Raw genomic sequence first — 17434 nt, 5'->3', positions numbered from 1 at the left:
TCTGGGAGACGATTTTACGGATGTACTTAGCGAAATACTACCATCCAGAAATAAAGTAGTGAAAAGAATGATAGGAATACGATTCCGGCATAGGTAAGCCATTGCAACCATTTTTTAGGTCGATGCGCTTCAGGAAGGTCGGCGCTCATTACATTTTTTAGATTCATATACCCTATAATAGGGGCGACTACGAAAGAAACGAAGGTGGCTAAAGCGACCAACTGGCCCATGTTGGCCGAAAAAGTGGCGATGACCACAAAATTGACCAACGCCAACAAGATAATTGCCAATGCGAAAGGCCCTTTTTTACCACTTAAGGGAGTCTTCGGGGAGAGCAAATCAATAATATCGAGACTTACTCGTGCTACGGCGTCATGTGCCGTCATACAAGTGCTGAACATGGTAGCAAAAGCCGAAACGGCAATAAATACATAGGCCCAAGCCCCGATATGGGTGGTAAACAAGTTCACGACTTGGTCTGCAAAGATGACCGCGTTGCCACTGAGCTCGCTACGGGTACCGTAAAGCGTGAACCAGCCGATAATCAAGAAAAAGATAGCTAGAATACCTGTCAAAAAATAACCTGTATTAAATTCCTGAAGCGATTGCTTCAGTGAAGGTTTTCCTTCTTTGTTTTTCCATTTTTCAATACTCCAGAGGCTTACCCAACTCGATGCTTCCACGGTGGTTGGCATCCATCCCATCAACCCGATCAAAAAAAGAATGCCGACCTCGTTAAAAATAGGGGTAGGACTAAAACCTTCTACTGCAGCTATTTTGCCCCTGAGAATAACAAGGGCCGTGGTCACGATTAGTGCCACAAACAAAATGGAAACGACCAATTTCAAGGAGTTTTCCAACAATTTATAACGACCTACAATGAGTAAGGCACCGATCAAGACAAATAGGCCCAAAGCCACGGAGGAAACGGAAGCATTTGGAATTTTAAAGAGGTTGATGAACAGTCCGGCGGTAACCGTGTACAATGCTGCAAGAATCGTAAATGTAGTAATCAATGTAATACCTGCATAGAACCATAAATATAGTTTTCCGCGGTTTAGATATCCTTCTATCAAGGTTTTGTCGGTAAGGTGGGTATAACGTACCCCGAATTCGAAAAAGGGGTACTTAAATACGTTCGCCAAAATAATCGGAATGACCATCACCCAACCATACTGTGCACCAGCCTTGGTCGAGAGTACCAAATGCGAGGTGCCAATAGCCATACTGGCGAACAAGAGCCCAGGACCTAAGTTTTTAAGGAATGCCTTTGTTTTGGACATTAAAGTTGGTTATCGTTTCTAAAATGCTAATTTTCCCCTGCTCCCTTTCTTTACTTGATTTCTATCATATCCCCATAGAACTTGGGTTCTGTGTTGAACAACAGATCCAGAAAGACCTTGACCCTTGCGAAATATTCCCGAAACTGTACCTTGAAGCCCTGTTGGGCCGAAATATCTCGGGCATTGTAGCCAATGGCCGACAGTCCTTTTTTTTCTGCAAGGTAAATGGCCCGTTCGTTATGGAACTTTTGGGATATAATGGTTACGCTGTCCAGTCCGAAGATATTTTTAGCGCGAACCATGGAATCCAAAGTTCTAAAACCGGCATAGTCGAGAAAAATTTTATCTTCTGGAATACCGCCTTCTATAAGATCTTTTTTGAAAGTGTCCGGTTCATTATAATATTTTGTTCCGTTGTCTCCACTTACTAATATGAAATCTATTTTACCTGCGGTAAAGAGTTGAATGGTAGCATTTATTCTATTGGTATAATATGGGTTTGAGGAGCCTGTGGTCAATTTACTGGAAGTACCCAATACAATACCAACTCTATTTTTTGGAACGGAATCTATATTTGAAAAAGTCTTCCCTTCCGCGGCCGAATCAATGATATAGTTGCACAAAAATATCATTAAAACAAAACTTAAGAGAATAAATCCAAGTAGTTTGAAAAACTTTTTTTTCATTGGATTAAAGATACATCTAAGGACTTAAACAACCGATGCAATGAAATAAAAATATGTAGGCTGACTTGCAAAGTGTTGGATGAGGTGGCAAATTTTTATAATGGGATGTAGCGCTTCAATCAATGCAAAAGTTCTTCAACCTCACTAAAAAATTCAATGAAATTTTTAGTTGACGTTAAAAATAGGAATTCATCGGTAGTCGAACAACCCGACCCAATAATCTACAATTTGTCCTTATTTTTTGTTTTAAGCCTATTTTTAAAATGGAAGACATAGGTGGCGTTAAAACCAAAATTTAAATTGGGATTGCGAAAATTAAAGTTATTCCTAGTTTGAACTATAAATGCATCCTCTACCATATTCACGGCATTGGTCAACATAAATTGCAACATGATATCACCTAATTCCCAGTTGGTGCCAATGGCAAAAGTATCATAAGTAGTGAAAGATTTTATTGGGTTGAATGTATGATAATATTCAGATACCAGACTTAAATGATACCCCAACCTATATCTAGCTCCCAAACCAATAGCTAAGAAATTTTTAGGATCATTTTCTGATAAACCTAGGCTTTTATTTATGTATGTAGGCGAAACTTGGAACGAAAAGTCTTTTGTCACCTTTTTTGAAAGTAAAATTTGTGACGTAAAAGCTGTTCTGTCCGAAAAGTCGTCGGCTATGTCTTGGTTACCAAAGGGACTACTGTTATAACTCATGTTTTGGAAAAGGGTAATCGAAAATGGAAATCCTTTTTTATCGGTATGCTGCACAATTCGATATTTAAGATGCGCGTCAAAAAGTCCATCAAAAGTGGTTGCGCCAGTTCCAAAAGTAAGTCTGTCGGATATACCGTATTCAAGTGCTATTCGGCTGCTCATTCTATCCGCGACAAAGCTTTGGGTTCTGTCGGCCGGGGTATTCCAAAATCGATTCGCAACAAAAAGGTCCAAAATCCCCTTGCCCCGAACTTCAGTGGAGTGTCCGACGGCTATACGCGTCATTTTAAATGTTGCGGGGATAAACGGAACATCATTCTGCTGTTCAGATTCTAAAATTCCCAGCAGGTCTTGCGAAAATGAGTAATGCACCGTGGTCAGCAATGCGAATGCCAACGTAAAAATTATTTTAGTCTTCATAGGGCTCGTATTCAAATCTAAAATCTACTGAAATGCTTTTGGCAATATTTCCGGCGAGCAAGGGAGGAATATTAATATCATAATCTTTTACATATGTTTCAAAACTACCCGAAACGACGTAACCACTCGTATTGTTTTCTATTTTGACTTTAATTTCAAGGGATTTTGATACCCCGTGCATAGTAAAAACTCCTTTTGCCATACGGGTTTGCTCTCCCTGAACGGCGGGGTCAAAATCAACTAAAACTCCTTCAAAGATAGCTTTGGGGTAAATGTCCGACTCTATATAGCTTTCATTAAAGTGCTCCCTCATCAACGCTTTTTCAAAAATGAAGGCACTCATAAGCATACTAACAGCAATTTTTCCGTCTTTTAGGTCAATAACACTTAGCACCTGATTGTTCTCCGCTTTTATGTCTTCTACCGATGTGTGTGAGAAGAAAGACACCTTGCCCTGCCGGGCAATTACCTTCCCATCAGTATCGATTTCCGAGGTGCTTAAAAGTGCTATTAAAAAAACAGCTAACATTCTTATCATTCTATTCGGTCTTAATCACTACACAATTCAACATAATAACGTCTTTTAGAAAACCTTTTAAAAGACCTTTTACTAAAATCAAATCTCCACTTTTTACCGCTTCCGTAGTATTTAATTGGTTGGTATTCATATCGCATATCACATAGGTTTCGCTGGCAGTTTCCCCCTCTAGCAAAATGGTGTGCCTGTCATTGACATTGTTGATTTCATGCACAATTCCTTCTACTGCAATTACGAGCTCGGTATCGCCTTTCTTGTTTGATTGGAATTCGGAAATCAATTGCTCCACCGTATATACCTTACTTGCCGGCACGTTTGTTAGATCCCCATTTAAACGGTGATTACAGCCTAAAAGACATAGAAATACAAGTATAAAAACCGTTAAATAGGAAAATCTGGTACTCCTTCTCATATTCCCACCTTTAAAAAGTAGTTAAAACTAATGTTTATACGGGACTTTTTGAAGCCCAAATGTTTGAATAATGAGGCTGTCTACTAAGTCTCGCTTTTTGCATTACGACCCCATAACTATCCGGGGAAGCAATCTGTACGTTTTTTGACAGGCGACAAACAGATTACCTCACTATGTTCGCAATGACGCCTTTTCTCGACTATAGAGACAGCCTCATTTTATAAAGATGGTATGAATCAATCGCTGATTGTAAAAGTACCGGTCATACTGCCATGAAATTCGCAAATATAAAAAAGCGTATCAGGAGCGTCGGCGGGAACGGTAAAGCTTATTGTTCCTGTTGCCACGCCATTATTTGTAACCCCGTCATTAACGGCGTCGCCCGTACCCGTGCCCTGTACAGCTTTAATGATAAAAGGATGCCCTGGTGTATTGACAACGAATTCATATGTTCTTCCTCTTCTTAAGTTAAAATTTGGATTTTCATCACCGGCAAAACCTTTTCCATCGAAAACATAGGAGGTAGCGCCATTATTGCCAACGTCAAAAGAAGTGGTCTCCGTCGCGTCCACTATTCGAATTCTGCCGGTCATCGAACCATGAAACTCGCAGATGTAAAATAAAACATCGGGAGCATCTTCGGGTACCGTAAACACTATTGTTCCCGTTGCCGCACCATTATTGGTCACACCGTCATCATAGGTGTTATCCGTTCCTGTACCTTGCACGGATTTAATGATAAATGGGTGTCCGGGCGTGTCAACCGAAAATTCATAAGTACTGCCCCTGGTCAATTCAAGCTCCGGGTTTTCCAAACTTGTAAAATCAAAGAGATACGCAGAGGCCCCAACATTTGAAACGGTAAATGTTTTTTCAACAGCGGATGTGTCAACCTCTGGAGCAGGGGCACTTTCGGTATCCAGGTTTAAAATGGGCCATATGCCGGCCACCGGGAATCCGACCCCAAAATTGTCCCCTCGATTCTCGTCACCGCCAAAGGTATAAAGTGGCCACCCTTTATAGGTTAATTGTGCTTCACCAAAAACCGATATGGTCCCAAAATCATCTGCATTCAATATACTAGGTACATTTTCCAGTGCGGTTTGAAAAATAGGCCAAGCCCCATTATTGGAAAAATCCTCGTTGGTAAAATTATTGGTTCCGCTCTCATCATTGATAAAGGAATAGAGCGTATTGCCATTGGCATCGGTCATATAAAATGTCTCCTCGTCCCCTGCTTCATAAGCGCTGGTAAGGTTGGTCTCGTTACCATCGGCGTCCCTTCCCACAAGCTGAGACCTTGTAAACATCACTGAATAGTCGGGCTTGGCAACAAACCAAACATCTCCTGCGCCATCTCCATTTATTTGTCCTGCCTCCGTATCATTTGCAAAGAGGTACAACGGCCATCCTTTGTAGGCAACTTGTTCGGCGCCGTCAGTTCTGGTTATCGTACTAAAATCATCCGCATTTAGACCTTCGTCCAAGCTTAGTTCGCTTGGGTTAAAAGCGGGCCAATTCGCCAAACAACCATCCACGCAGTTGGAATCTCCTTTACTATCAGGAGCGAAGAAATACAATGTAAACCCCTCCGCATTGGTAAGTACCGTTCCAAAGGTGTTATCAGAAGCCAATCTAACCGAATTTTCAACCACCACAGGGTCATCGATTACTTCTTGATCTTGATCTTGTTTTGGGCCATATCCATTATCGTCGTCCTTGCTACAACCGACTACGAATAAAGTGACCATTGCTGCTAAAAATACTTTTTTCATTGTACTATTTTTTTAGAATTATTAAATTATTTATGCTGGCAAATAAACCCTTGAGCGGTGATGTTTATACACAAAACCTAGGTGAAAGGGAATATTTAGCTTTAAAAGGGAATGTATTTTTGGTGTAAAGTGTCATTTTGATTTGATTAATGATGTTATAGGAACCATGGGCTAAAGTCGTATCATACTATCTTTGTTGATTTCCCGAAATGATCTCATCCCCGCCGTTGCACTGACTTCGAAGTACAACTTAACACATGCACCATTTTGATCTTAGAAGCGTATCCCGGTTTATCCTTTCCCCTTCTTCCGGATAGCCCATCTCAGTAAGGGCGTTGAGTACATCGGACAGCTCATTGGCCCTGAAAAAATTAAATACCACCAGGGATTCTTTGGGATAAAGCCGAACATTGGAGACATCCCTTATTTTTGTCAACTTTGTTTGTATGGAACTTTTACACCTTTCACAAAAGTTGTTCTGTACTTGAATTCTTGCGATCTGTTGTTTCATAAGTGTCGTTTTAGTTGAAAACCCTGGAAAGATTAAAGCCAAAGAAAACATCACCGTCCCCCCAATCCCCTGTTCCTTGTCCTAGAAAACCATTCGTATTCATGGGCTGTGCGTTGGTAAAATGTAGCTGAAAAACATGCCCTCCGGTTTCAATATCTATCCCGACGGAAAGGGGGTTCTTAAATGGGGAGTTCGATGCCCTGTTCAGATGAAGGCCATAGTCGAAGTTGATTGAAAATCTCTTGGTCAACTTATGCCTTCCACCAAAGCCGATAGCATATTGAGAATTTTCTTGTTCATCCAAGGCCACCAAGTTGTCATGGAAGAAAGTGGGCATTAATTCAAGCGAGAAGTTTTTATTGAACTTTTTTGAAATTAACAGCTGCGCCGTATATCCCAGACGATTCTCGAAGCTTAGCCCGGGTAATATCTCATCATCCAATGCCGTGTTCAGCAATATGTTGTTTGAACTAACAATGGTAAATGGAAAGCCACCGGCTTTTTCGCGAACCAATCTTAATTTTAAGGATGACTCATAGATTTTTTGAAAAGAACTTCTGGAAATACCTATATTAATTCCGTCAGAGATTCCGTATATGAAGTTCAAACGGGTCACGGCTTGATCCAAACCAAAAAAATCTTCAATACCGGCTTTCACGGAACCAAACCGATGTGAAGTCACAAAATAGAGCTCTCCTTTAGAGACCATTTTAGTAGACTCAAAATTTACGATTTTTAAACCTTTGAATGCCGCACTCTTGATGTTGTCAGCTGGGACCGAATCAAATTCCGCAAGCAAATCTTCCTGGGCACAAAGCGTACTTGCCGTAAGATAGAGCATTAGTATTACTAGAATATTTTTCATTTATTTTGTTTTATGGTTGTTGCTTGATCTATTTTGACTAGGAGTAACAGCTCATCAAAGCCAACACATCTACCTTTGATGCTTATAGTATCCCCCAGGGAAATATCCTGTTCGGGATTGTCCAAGAAATAGACTTGAACCCTATTTTCCAAGACCATCGTATTGGTTCCTAATTCAGTGACCGACCCACTGGTTTCCAGCACCCTGTTTAAATACTTCGCCGTGGCCTTCGCTTGATTATCCGCAAAATGAAATTGTAGATTGTCAGCGGGTATCGAAAATTCCGTGGTTTCCTTGGCTATCTCTCTAGGTGCAGCATTAAAAACCCTGTCATAGATTACAAAAGCTGTTAAGATCACCAAGGCGGCGAAACCCATTAGGAAGTACCTCTTGTTCTTTTTACTCATGGTTTAAGATTAAAGTTCAACGATACAAGCACCTCTTTGGCAATTTTGTTTTTTACAATGGATGGAATTTCAATATCAAAGTCTGAAGGGGTGACGGTAAAGCCCCCCTTCATGACTATGGTGCCATTCAATTTTTGCATACTGACCATCGTTTTGACCTCTTTTTCTTTTCCATGCAATGCTAATTTCCCATCTACCATAATTTCTATGGGGTCTTTAGACAAACTTGAAAGGTCAAAATCAATCAGCATCCCTTTGAATATGGCTTTAGGATACGTTTCGGATTCTATGTAGTTTTCATTAAAATGTTCTTCCATTAGCGAATTTTCGAACCGAAAACCTACAATCAATGCCAAAGAGGCAAATTCACCGGTATCGGTATTTAGTACTGCGGTTACAGATTTGTTTATCGCTTCGACGGGTTCGAAAAGTGCTTCCGAGGCTTCAAATTTTAGGTAGCCAGCTTTATCGACATATTTGCTTTGGGCATTCAGATTGAAAGCAAATACACTAATGGGAATGAGTATTGCCGCCAATGGGATTTTACGTTGTTTCATTTTTAAGGTTTAATCGTTAGAAGTATATTTTAATTCTCAGGGAGTCCGTTATCGATCCATTGCTGAATTTGATCTATCGTGTTTTGTGGGAGTCTCCCTGCAGGAGGCATGGCCGCCGACTCACCGCTTTGGCGAGACATAGCTTCCAGGATACCATTGGCTCTGGAGCTAACTTGTTGGAAAGTAACCAGGGCGAAAGGGGCTCCGTTTCTAGGGGGATCATCGTGGCAGTTAACACAGCTGCTTTGCATAATAGATCGAATTGTGTTTTCGTAAGTGACCCCGGAGCCATCCGTAGGCTCATCATCCATTTGTTCTTGTTCAATTAAATCGGCTTCGCTATCATTTGTACAACTCCAAATACAAAGGGCGCAGAAAAAAGCTATGCCTAGTCTTGTTTTTTTCATCGTTTTTATTTTTAAGAGATTAATTTTAATTGAAATCAAATAGAATAATTTCAGGGCCAGGGTACCCTATTAACCTCCGTGAAAGGGAAATTTTGGGTTTAATCGGGAATTTTAATGGTTGAAATTTTGTCGATTTTTAGATTTGCCCACCTTATAAGCCCCTCAGTGGCCCTGTATCTTTAAAGATTACTATTTTAGCACTTCATTGAACAGCCATGCGAAAAGATCGCCTCTATCTTTTGACATTTTTAGGTATTACGATAATCTTTTTGATTATATCAAGCGTTGCGGTTCGTTATTTTGTGAAGTTCAGCGTAGATAGGGTATTGGAGACGCAGTTGGAATTCAGTAAAAGAGAAGCTAGGGAAGTAGCTTCCCTATTAGGAGAACAGTTAAAGAATGGTGTTTTAAAGGATACCGCAATTATTTCCTTGCAAAACAGCATAGGTAGTACCAACCAGACCATCGGTTTTGTAAGTATGTTTGACTGGTCCGGTAAAATCATTTGTCATCCGGATATTAAAGTTGTCGGGCAAAGCATAAGTCCGGAAGAATCTTTTGTTTCATCAGTATCGGACGATTTAACCTCAAAAGACTTTTACAGTTTATTACAGAATAAACAGGCCGTGGGGGGAATTCGGGACTTTGAGGATACTTCACAAGAATCAGAGGTAATTTATCTATATCCCGTTGATAATTCTGATTGGATTATTGCAGCACATGCCAATACCCAATTGGTAATGTCACAAATAAATGATTTAAGAAATAAGTTCTATAACATTTTGATCGTTATGGGGCTTGTTATGATAGTTACTTCCGTTGTTATAGTGAGGCTAATCGGTAGCAGGTATGAAAATAGATTAGAGGAAAAGAATGTGAAACTTTCCAACGAAGTAGTTAATCTGGCAAAACTCAATAGTGCGGTAGATGCATACCAAAAAAGAGTAGTAGGGCAATCGGTTGAAAATAATGAGGATGATAGTTCCTCAAAAAGCCGCATACTTACCTATCATAGAAATGAACTTAGGCCGGTGCCTACCAAGGAAATTGCATATATATATACTGAAAACACTATTACTTACATAGTTTGTATAGACTCCAAAAGATCAACTTCAAATTCCAGTCTTGACGAGCTTATTTCCAATCTTGATGGAAACCATTTTTTCAGGGCAAATAGACAATTTATCATTGCAATTTCCGCAATTGAAAAAATCGTTAAGTATGGTAACAACCAACTCAAAATTTTAATAAACCCAAATTCTGAACTTGATATCATTATAAGTAAGAATAGAGCTTCGGAATTCAAACAATGGTTAAATCAATAGATTGATTGCAATCTTTGTACGATTTTAATCCATATTGAGATGGAAATCTATCAACAAATGAATGGATGAGCAGTACCGTTCCACCCATACTTTTTTTGATTTTAAGTCAAACAAAAAGCCTTACGTTTAGTAAGGCTTTTGTTCTCGAGACGGGAATTGCCTTCGGTGAGTCCCGATACTAACATCTTAAGAATGGAAACCCAATCCCTACAGGATGATTTTCAGTTTTATACACTGCCACTCAATCCCGCTTGGCTCCACTTCCAAAACGAAAAGCCACAGCCGAAGTAGCTGTTTTTTGGAATGCGATTTTTACATTGGCATGGTAAACTGTGCTAAGCGAACCAAGAGATGAGGAAATGGGCGGTTAGGCCAGGGTGAAAATTATCGGGAATATTTTTTACTACGATATTCTCTTGGACTGATTTTCTTAATTTTTTTGAACGTTCGATTAAAATGACTTATTGTCTCAAAACCACAGTTAAAAGCAATTTCCTGGATGGGATTTGAGGATAGTACCAAGTGCTGACACGCCCGTTCTATCCGGGAAAGATTCAAAAAATTCACGAAAGAATGGCCTGAGTGTTTCTTGAACCAGCGACAGAATGACTGTGGTACCATATGGGTTATCTCGGCCATTTCGTTCACCGTTAGTTTTTGATCGAGATTTTCAAGTATATGATGGTTGACTTTTGTGAACTTTTGCCGGGTCAATTTTTGATTATGCATAAGGGCGTAGGATTCGGAGGTCAAAAACCTCTTGCGACCATGACTGTTTAAGTCCTTCATCAGTAATAGCAAGGAGCAAAGTTGTTCCACATCGTTCAAAAACTCAAAATTGAGAATACGATGGACCAGCGAGTTTGAGGGACTTTCAAAAAATATTCCTCTTCCTGATAAATCGAACAAGATTTCAAAGTCGCTACATTCCTTGAAACCTACAAACATATCATCGTTAAACTGAAATACGAACGCCTCCTGTTTTTCTTCCGTATCGCTACGGACGCCAACCCAGTGATGTGGGAGATTTTTACCAATCATGACCAAGTCCATATTTGTAAATGGCTCAATTGAATTACCTACAAACCGAGTGCCATTTCCTTTTGAAATGAAGGTCACCTCCAGTTCTGGATGGTAATGCCAAAAGGGCCGAAAGGCGTCGACCTCCCTTTTGAAAAACCGAAAGGATCGTTCTGAGTTATTTAAATTCAGTTGTTCTAGTGTAGGCTTCAAAATAAGCTGTTTAAAACTTGTTTTCTTCTAAAAATATACATTTAAGTTTAAATACGCATAGTTTGGGTTCAGATGTAAAAATAATTACCCCAAGTATGGTGATACCTTTGTTCCTATAAATAAGTAAAATTATGTCAACCACGATAGCATTGGACCAACCATATGTTCTAACGGCCGAGCAAATCGAGTTTTACCATAAGAACAGATACATTAAACTTAAAAATGTACTGGACAGCACCACTTTGGAGCATTTCAATCAGGTCATTTCAAAGAAGGTAGATGAATTGAACCAACAGACTGTTCCACTAGCCGAACGCTCTGTTTACGATAAGGCCTTTTTACAACTTTTCAACCTTTGGAAAGAAGACAGTGCTATTAAGGAGTTGGTGTTTAGCAAACGTATTGCCAAAATCGCATCGGACCTAATGCAGGTTGAGGGTGTCCGTTTATATCATGACCAAGCGTTGTTCAAAGAAGCCGGTGGTGGCATTACACCATGGCATGCAGACCAGCACTATTGGCCCTTAGAAACCGATAAAACAATCACAGCTTGGATTCCGTTGCAAGAAACCGGTTTGGAAATGGGGCCGCTTGAATTCAGTGCCGGCAGTCACGGGATTATGGAAGGTAGGGAACTATCGATTGGTGCCGATAGTGAAATGTTGATCGAAAAACGTTTAAAGGTAACCGATTTTAAGCATGTCATCGAGCCTTTTGAAGTCGGAGAAATCAGTTTTCACTCGGGTTGGGTATACCACCGAGCAGGCGCAAATACCACGGATCGGACGAGAAAAGTCATGACCGTGATTTACATGGATAAGGAGATGAAACTTAAAGAACCATCGAATGATGGCCAGAAAAACGATTGGGAAACCTGGTGTCCCGGAGCAAAAATCGGCCAGACCATCAACACCCCACTAAATCCTGTTTTGTATTGATTCGTACCTCCTTGTAGTAAGTATTCGTTGTAAATCAAGTTCAAGCCATTGGGATTACTAATATTTGCAAGAGTAGGCTACCTTAGGAATTATGTGAGGATTCTGGATGGGAAAGCATTGCTATTTCAAGAACTTGTTAAGAGTACACCGCTCGCATGCTTTCAATATCGGTTCGCATCGGAGGAAAATGCGGCATGGCAACGTAATGCTTGGTATAACTTCGACTATTTATGGTCATTCGTAAACGGGCAATTATTTTATTGGTAAAGCATCAAGCCAATACCGATACTATTCGGATTTCCTTTTGTTTAGCTGTTGCACTTAACGAAGGTAGGGTCCGTTACCAAACAAAAAACCAAAGCGACAGCTTTGGTTTTCCATACATCTGTACTCGAGGCGGGACTTGAACCCGCACGGCCATAATGGCCATTGGATTTTAAGTCCAACGTGTCTACCAATTCCACCACTCGAGCGTGTCCTCCGAAACCTTTGTAATGGAGGGCCGGACTTCAAACAAAAAAACGCCGGCGAGCAGCGTTTCCTTTGGAGCGAAAAACGGGATTCGAACCCGCGACCTCCACCTTGGCAAGGTGGCGCTCTACCAACTGAGCTATTTTCGCATTTCTACTAGCTTTTAAGAGAACATCGCATCTTTCCAATGATGCGGATGCAAATTTAATATAATTCTATGAAAGGCAAAGAAAATTTTGACAAAAGAAACAAAAGCCAAAAGCCCCAATTAGGGGGTAGATTCAAGAGGTGGCCTTCTTGTTTTTGGTAAGTAGCCGTTTGATTTCGCTTAACTTCATCAAGGCCTCGACAGGGGTGAGCGTATTGATGTCCAAATGGGTGATTTCTTCCTTGATTTGCTCCAACAAGGGATCGTCCAAGTTAAAGAAACTTAACTGCATTTCGCTTTGAACGGATTGCAGCTTATCAGTGAGTTCCTCGCTGGAGTGGGATTTCTCCAATTTTTTCAAAATTTTATTGGCCTTGCGAATGACTTGTTGCGGCATACCGGCCATTTTGGCCACGTGTATCCCGAAACTATGCTCGCTGCCACCAGGAGTGAGCTTTCTGAGAAATAGCACGTTATCCTTTAGTTCCTTGACCGAAACATTGTAGTTTTTAATACGTTCAAAGGTGGCGGCCATTTCGTTCAATTCGTGATAGTGCGTTGCGAATAGGGTCTTCGCCCTGGCAGGGTGTTCGTGAAGATACTCCGAAATGGCCCATGCGATGGAAATACCGTCATAGGTGCTCGTACCACGACCAATTTCGTCTAACAATACTAGGCTGCGGTCGCTGAGGTTGTTCAGAATAGAGGCCGTCTCGTTCATCTCTACCATAAAGGTCGATTCCCCCATTGAAATATTGTCGCTGGCCCCTACACGTGTAAAAATCTTGTCGACATAACCGATTTTGGCCGAGTCGGCGGGGATAAAGCTTCCCATTTGCGCAAGCAGTACGATTAAGGCGGTCTGTCGTAAAATAGCGGATTTCCCACTCATATTGGGTCCTGTGATCATGATGATTTGCTGGTCTTCCCGATTGAGTAGTACGTCGTTTGCGATGTACGATTCCCCCGGGGGCAACTGCTTCTCGATAACGGGATGTCGCCCATTCTTTATTTCGATTTCGGTAGAATCGTTGATGATTGGCATAACATACCGGTTTTCCTTGGCCAATTGGGTAAAACCGCAAAGACAGTCAAGCTGTGCGATGAGCTGGGCATTGTTTTGAACAGGGGAAATGTATTCCTGCATCCATACCACCAGCTGGGAGAACAGTTGTTGTTCCAAACTTAAAATCCGTTCTTCGGCACCAAGGATTTTTGCTTCGTACTCTTTTAGTTCCTCCGTGATGTAGCGCTCCGCACTTACGAGTGTTTGTTTGCGGATCCAATCTTCGGGCACTTTTTCTTTATGCGTATTACGCACTTCGATATAATAACCAAAGACGTTGTTGGAAGCAATTTTTAGGGAAGTGATTCCCGTACGTTTTGTTTCCCGCTCCAACATCGTATCCAAATAGTCCTTTCCTGAGTAGGCCAATCGCCGCAATTCGTCGAGTTCATCTGAATACCCATCGGCGATCGTCTTTCCCTTGGGAATCTGTGTCGGGGCTTCCTCATACAGCATTTCCTTGATTTTGGAACGAAGTAGTTCGCAGGATTGCAACCGGTCGGAAATCAATAGAAGCGCCTCGTTGCCACTTCGGGCGGTCAACTGTTTGATAGGGACAACGGCCTCTAAGGAATTTTTAAGCTGTACTACCTCCTTGGGATTGATTTTTCCAGTCGCCACCTTTGAAATCAAACGTTCCAAGTCGCCCATCTGCTTGATCCAATGTTGTAGTTTCTCGAGGTTTTCCTCCGCTTTCGCCAAATAGGAAATCACTTGGTGCCGCCGCCGTATTTTTTCGATATTCTTTAACGGAAGGGCGAGCCAGCGTTTTAACAATCTTCCACCCATGGGCGAAAGGGTCCGGTCGATCACATCCAAGAGGGTAACCGCGTTCACATTCGTGGAATGATACAATTCCAGGTTGCGAATGGTAAAGCGGTCCATCCATATGTACTCCTCCTCGGAGATACGTTTCAAGGTATTGATATGCTGCAATTGACGGTGCCGGGTTTCGGAGAGATAGTGCAATGCCACTCCTGAGGCCACGATGCCATGCCGTAAATGATCGATCCCAAAACCCTTTAGGGTGGCCGTCTTAAAATGGGCCGTGAGGGTTTCAAGGGCATAATCTTCTTGAAAGACCCAATCTTCCATAAAAAAAGTGTGGAACTGATTTCCAAATAGGGTAAAGAATTCTTTCTTATGGCTTTTGGAGACCAGGATTTCATTGGGTGCGAAATTTTGAAGCAGTTTATCAATTTGTTCTTCACCTCCCTCGGCGGTAAGGAATTCTCCCGTGGAAATATCCACAAAGGAAACCCCTAGGAGCTTTCTTCCAAAATGAACGGCACACAGAAAATTGTTCGATTTAGCCGACAATATATCGTCATTCATTGCAACTCCGGGAGTGACCAATTCCGTAACGCCCCGTTTTACGATCGTTTTGGTCATTTTAGGATCTTCGAGCTGATCGCAGATAGCGACCCGTTGCCCCGCTTTGACCAATTTTGGTAAATACGTATTCAGCGAATGATGGGGAAAACCGGCCAACTCGGTACGATCGCCGCCATTGTTTCGTTGTGTTAGTATAATTCCCAGGATCTTCGAGGCCTTTACCGCGTCTTCCCCAAAGGTCTCGTAAAAATCACCCACCCGAAAAAGCAACAGCGCATCAGGATATTTGGTCTTGATGGTATTGTATTGCTTCATCAAAGGGGTCACCTTCTTTATTTTCGTTTTTCCCAAACTGATTTTATTGAACTATTTTTACGATACCGAACGTGAAACGAAAGTAGCGATTTTGGAAGGTAAACCCCAGCATTGTTGATATTATGGGGATAAGTTTTTAGGGGGTCACAGCGCCCAAGAAGAAACATGTGCCTTATCAACCGTGAACCTTAAACCTTAAATGCGCAAACTCAAAAACGAAGAACTAAACCGATTGGATATCGAAGCTTTCAAAAGGGCTAAGAAGACCCCTTTGGTGCTAGTACTGGATGATATTCGTAGCCTTAATAATATTGGTTCGGTTTTCCGTACCGCGGACGCATTTTTAGTAGAGAAAATTTACCTCTGTGGAATCACGGCGACCCCTCCACATAAAGACATCCATAAAACGGCATTAGGGGCCACGGAAAGTGTGGCATGGGAATATAGGGATAATGCATTGGACCTTCTGAACGAATTAAAATCGGATGGGTTGCTGACCTTTGCCGTTGAACAAACGGAAAATGCGACCCTTTTGAACGATTTTGAAGTAGCTGCATCGAAAAAATATGCCGTGGTTTTTGGGAACGAGGTAAAGGGGGTGTCCCAAGAGGTGGTAGACCTCTGCGATGGGGTGTTGGAGATTCCGCAATTCGGCACCAAGCATTCCCTGAATATTTCGGTAAGCGCCGGAATCGTTATCTGGGATATTTGGTCAAAATTACACCGATCCTTAACTCCCTAGATAACAAAACCCCGACAGCATATGTCGGGGCCTTGTCTATGGTTTGAGTTAGTTTAGTTTCCGATTAGGAGCAGGCAAGTACGCAAATGCATTTTTTCTGTGCAAGTATTTTCGATAAAAAATGTCAAAGCACTTTCTCCGTTGCAAAGTCCTGGATGTTTTTTACGACACTTTCATAGTCTTTCGTACTAGCTACAAAATCTAGTTCCGTGACATCGAGCACCAAGCTATTTTGCCCCGGATAGCTGCGGATGAAGTCGAAATACCCTTGATTGATTTTCTCCAAATAATCGGCTGTGATATTCTGCTCATATTCCCTTCCGCGCTTTTTGATATTATCCAAAAGACGTTCCGTTGTCTGATACAGATAAACGTAGATTTTTGGCTTTTTGACCTCCCGGTACATGAGGTTGAATAACTTTCGATAAAGCCTGAATTCCTCTTTTTGCAAGGTCACTTGTGCAAAAATCAACGATTTATAGATATCGTAATCGCTCACCATGAAGTTTTTGAATAAGTCATACTGGGAGGTGTCGTCGGTGAACTGTTGGTAGCGATCTGCCAAAAAGGACATTTCCAGCGGAAAGGCATATCGGCTTTGGTCTTCATAGAATTTAGGCAGAAAAGGGTTGTCCGCAAATCTTTCCAATACCAATTTGGCATTGTAGTCTTCCGCGATCTTGTTGGCCAAGGTGGTTTTTCCTGCACCAATATTTCCTTCGATAGAGATAAAACCAAGATGGGCCAAAAGCGATTGGCGATCCTTGAACAAACGAACGGTTGTTTTTTCCAGGGTTCCCTTATCCCTGCATTCCTGAAGTAGATTTCGGGTATCTTTGTTCAGTATGGGGTGATAGAACTGAGGTGCTATATCGGACAAAGGCTTCAGTACGAATTTCCGGAATGGAATTTCAGGATGTGGAACGATCAGTGTATCGGATACGACACTTTCCTTTTCATAATAAAGGATATCTATATCGATGAGTCTGGGCTCATAGCCTTCTTCCTTGAGGCGTGTTCTTCCCATGTGCCTCTCGATTTCAAGCAAACCTTGTAACAGATCATGTGGTGCCAGTTCTGTTTCCAAGGCGATACAAACGTTCAGAAAATCATCCGCATCGAATCCCCAGGCACCGCTCTTATAAACAGGGGAGATCCGCACAATGTTCCCGACCTTTTGTTGAATGGCGAAAAGTGCCTGCTGCAGATTGTTCGCCTTGTTGCCTAGATTGCTGCCAAGGGATAGGTATGTCGTTTTGGGGTCCGCCATAATCGTAGGCAAAG

Annotated in this window: 17 protein-coding genes and 2 tRNA genes; 3 read left to right on the top strand and 16 right to left on the bottom strand. The window is 41.6% G+C overall.

Going from position 1 to position 17434, the window contains the following annotated elements:
* Positions 1 to 26 precede the first annotated feature (26 nt).
* The 11 genes from FK220_RS03180 to FK220_RS03130 all read right to left on the bottom strand — a co-directional run bounded on the left by FK220_RS03180 (position 27) and on the right by FK220_RS03130 (position 8577).
* Positions 27 to 1283: an NRAMP family divalent metal transporter gene (locus FK220_RS03180; RefSeq protein ID WP_152572824.1), complete on the bottom strand. Its 1257-nt coding sequence runs from the start codon at positions 1281 to 1283 to the stop codon at positions 27 to 29.
* A gap of 50 nt (positions 1284 to 1333) precedes the next feature.
* Positions 1334 to 1969 carry a SanA/YdcF family protein gene (locus FK220_RS03175; RefSeq protein ID WP_152572823.1) on the bottom strand — a complete coding sequence of 212 codons (636 nt, stop codon included), beginning with the start codon at positions 1967 to 1969 and terminating at the stop codon, positions 1334 to 1336.
* A gap of 221 nt (positions 1970 to 2190) precedes the next feature.
* Positions 2191 to 3105 carry a DUF5777 family beta-barrel protein gene (locus tag FK220_RS03170; protein ID WP_238718877.1) on the bottom strand — a complete coding sequence of 305 codons (915 nt, stop codon included), beginning with the start codon at positions 3103 to 3105 and terminating at the stop codon, positions 2191 to 2193.
* Complete coding sequence (locus tag FK220_RS03165) at positions 3095 to 3634, bottom strand: YceI family protein (RefSeq protein WP_238718876.1); 540 nt, start codon at positions 3632 to 3634, stop codon at positions 3095 to 3097. The genes FK220_RS03170 and FK220_RS03165 overlap by 11 nt, the downstream gene beginning before the upstream one ends.
* Before the next feature lie 10 nt (positions 3635 to 3644).
* Entirely contained in the window at positions 3645 to 4055 is a 411-nt protein-coding gene (locus FK220_RS03160) for an OB-fold protein (RefSeq protein WP_152572821.1), read from the bottom strand.
* 236 nt (positions 4056 to 4291) lie between these two features.
* Complete coding sequence (locus FK220_RS20015; protein WP_238718875.1) at positions 4292 to 5830, bottom strand: hypothetical protein; 1539 nt, start codon at positions 5828 to 5830, stop codon at positions 4292 to 4294.
* Positions 5831 to 6080: 250 nt separating this feature from the next.
* The gene (locus FK220_RS03150) at positions 6081 to 6341 is read right to left on the bottom strand and encodes a hypothetical protein (protein WP_152572820.1); all 261 of its coding nucleotides are present in this window, start codon (positions 6339 to 6341) and stop codon (positions 6081 to 6083) included.
* A 10-nt stretch (positions 6342 to 6351) separates the two neighbouring features.
* Positions 6352 to 7206 (bottom strand): DUF5777 family beta-barrel protein, encoded by an 855-nt coding sequence (locus tag FK220_RS03145; RefSeq protein WP_152572819.1) that lies wholly within the window; start codon positions 7204 to 7206, stop codon positions 6352 to 6354.
* Positions 7203 to 7613, bottom strand: coding sequence for an OB-fold protein (locus FK220_RS03140; RefSeq protein ID WP_152572818.1), 411 nt, complete (start codon positions 7611 to 7613; stop codon positions 7203 to 7205). Before FK220_RS03140 ends, FK220_RS03145 begins: the two co-directional genes overlap by 4 nt.
* The gene (locus FK220_RS03135; protein ID WP_152572817.1) at positions 7610 to 8170 is read right to left on the bottom strand and encodes a YceI family protein; all 561 of its coding nucleotides are present in this window, start codon (positions 8168 to 8170) and stop codon (positions 7610 to 7612) included. Before FK220_RS03135 ends, FK220_RS03140 begins: the two co-directional genes overlap by 4 nt.
* A 29-nt stretch (positions 8171 to 8199) precedes the next feature.
* The gene (locus tag FK220_RS03130) at positions 8200 to 8577 is read right to left on the bottom strand and encodes a hypothetical protein (RefSeq protein WP_152572816.1); all 378 of its coding nucleotides are present in this window, start codon (positions 8575 to 8577) and stop codon (positions 8200 to 8202) included.
* Between the two features lie 215 nt (positions 8578 to 8792).
* Between FK220_RS03130 and FK220_RS03125 the strand changes: the two genes are divergently transcribed.
* Positions 8793 to 9902, top strand: a complete 1110-nt coding sequence (locus FK220_RS03125) for a LytTR family transcriptional regulator (protein ID WP_152572815.1) — start codon at positions 8793 to 8795, stop codon at positions 9900 to 9902.
* A 384-nt stretch (positions 9903 to 10286) separates the two neighbouring features.
* Here the strand turns inward: FK220_RS03125 and FK220_RS03120 are convergent, their stop codons facing one another.
* A complete protein-coding gene (locus FK220_RS03120) occupies positions 10287 to 11135 on the bottom strand; it encodes a helix-turn-helix domain-containing protein (RefSeq protein WP_152572814.1) in 849 nt (282 codons plus the stop codon).
* 131 nt (positions 11136 to 11266) lie between these two features.
* Between FK220_RS03120 and FK220_RS03115 the strand changes: the two genes are divergently transcribed.
* Positions 11267 to 12073, top strand: coding sequence for a phytanoyl-CoA dioxygenase family protein (locus FK220_RS03115; protein WP_152572813.1), 807 nt, complete (start codon positions 11267 to 11269; stop codon positions 12071 to 12073).
* A gap of 388 nt (positions 12074 to 12461) precedes the next feature.
* Here FK220_RS03115 and FK220_RS03110 read toward each other — a convergent pair.
* The 3 genes from FK220_RS03110 to mutS form a co-directional block, all read right to left on the bottom strand.
* Positions 12462 to 12546 (bottom strand) — tRNA-Leu (locus FK220_RS03110).
* 71 nt (positions 12547 to 12617) lie between these two features.
* Positions 12618 to 12693: transfer RNA gene (locus FK220_RS03105), tRNA-Gly, on the bottom strand.
* Between the two features lie 132 nt (positions 12694 to 12825).
* Positions 12826 to 15408, bottom strand: coding sequence for a DNA mismatch repair protein MutS (gene mutS / locus FK220_RS03100; RefSeq protein ID WP_394352417.1), 2583 nt, complete (start codon positions 15406 to 15408; stop codon positions 12826 to 12828).
* Between the two features lie 199 nt (positions 15409 to 15607).
* On the opposite strand from mutS, the gene FK220_RS03095 reads away from it, so the two are divergent.
* Positions 15608 to 16150, top strand: a complete 543-nt coding sequence (locus tag FK220_RS03095; RefSeq protein ID WP_152572811.1) for an RNA methyltransferase — start codon at positions 15608 to 15610, stop codon at positions 16148 to 16150.
* Positions 16151 to 16274: 124 nt separating this feature from the next.
* Here the strand turns inward: FK220_RS03095 and folK are convergent, their stop codons facing one another.
* Positions 16275 to 17420, bottom strand: coding sequence for a 2-amino-4-hydroxy-6-hydroxymethyldihydropteridine diphosphokinase (folK, locus tag FK220_RS03090; RefSeq protein WP_152572810.1), 1146 nt, complete (start codon positions 17418 to 17420; stop codon positions 16275 to 16277).
* Positions 17421 to 17434 lie beyond the last annotated feature (14 nt).

This window comes from Pelagihabitans pacificus, from assembly GCF_009371985.2.
In the GTDB taxonomy this organism is placed as follows: domain Bacteria; phylum Bacteroidota; class Bacteroidia; order Flavobacteriales; family Flavobacteriaceae; genus Pelagihabitans; species Pelagihabitans pacificus.
The sequence above is the reverse complement of the archived record's forward strand: the minus strand, read 5'-3'. Positions and strand labels throughout refer to the sequence as shown.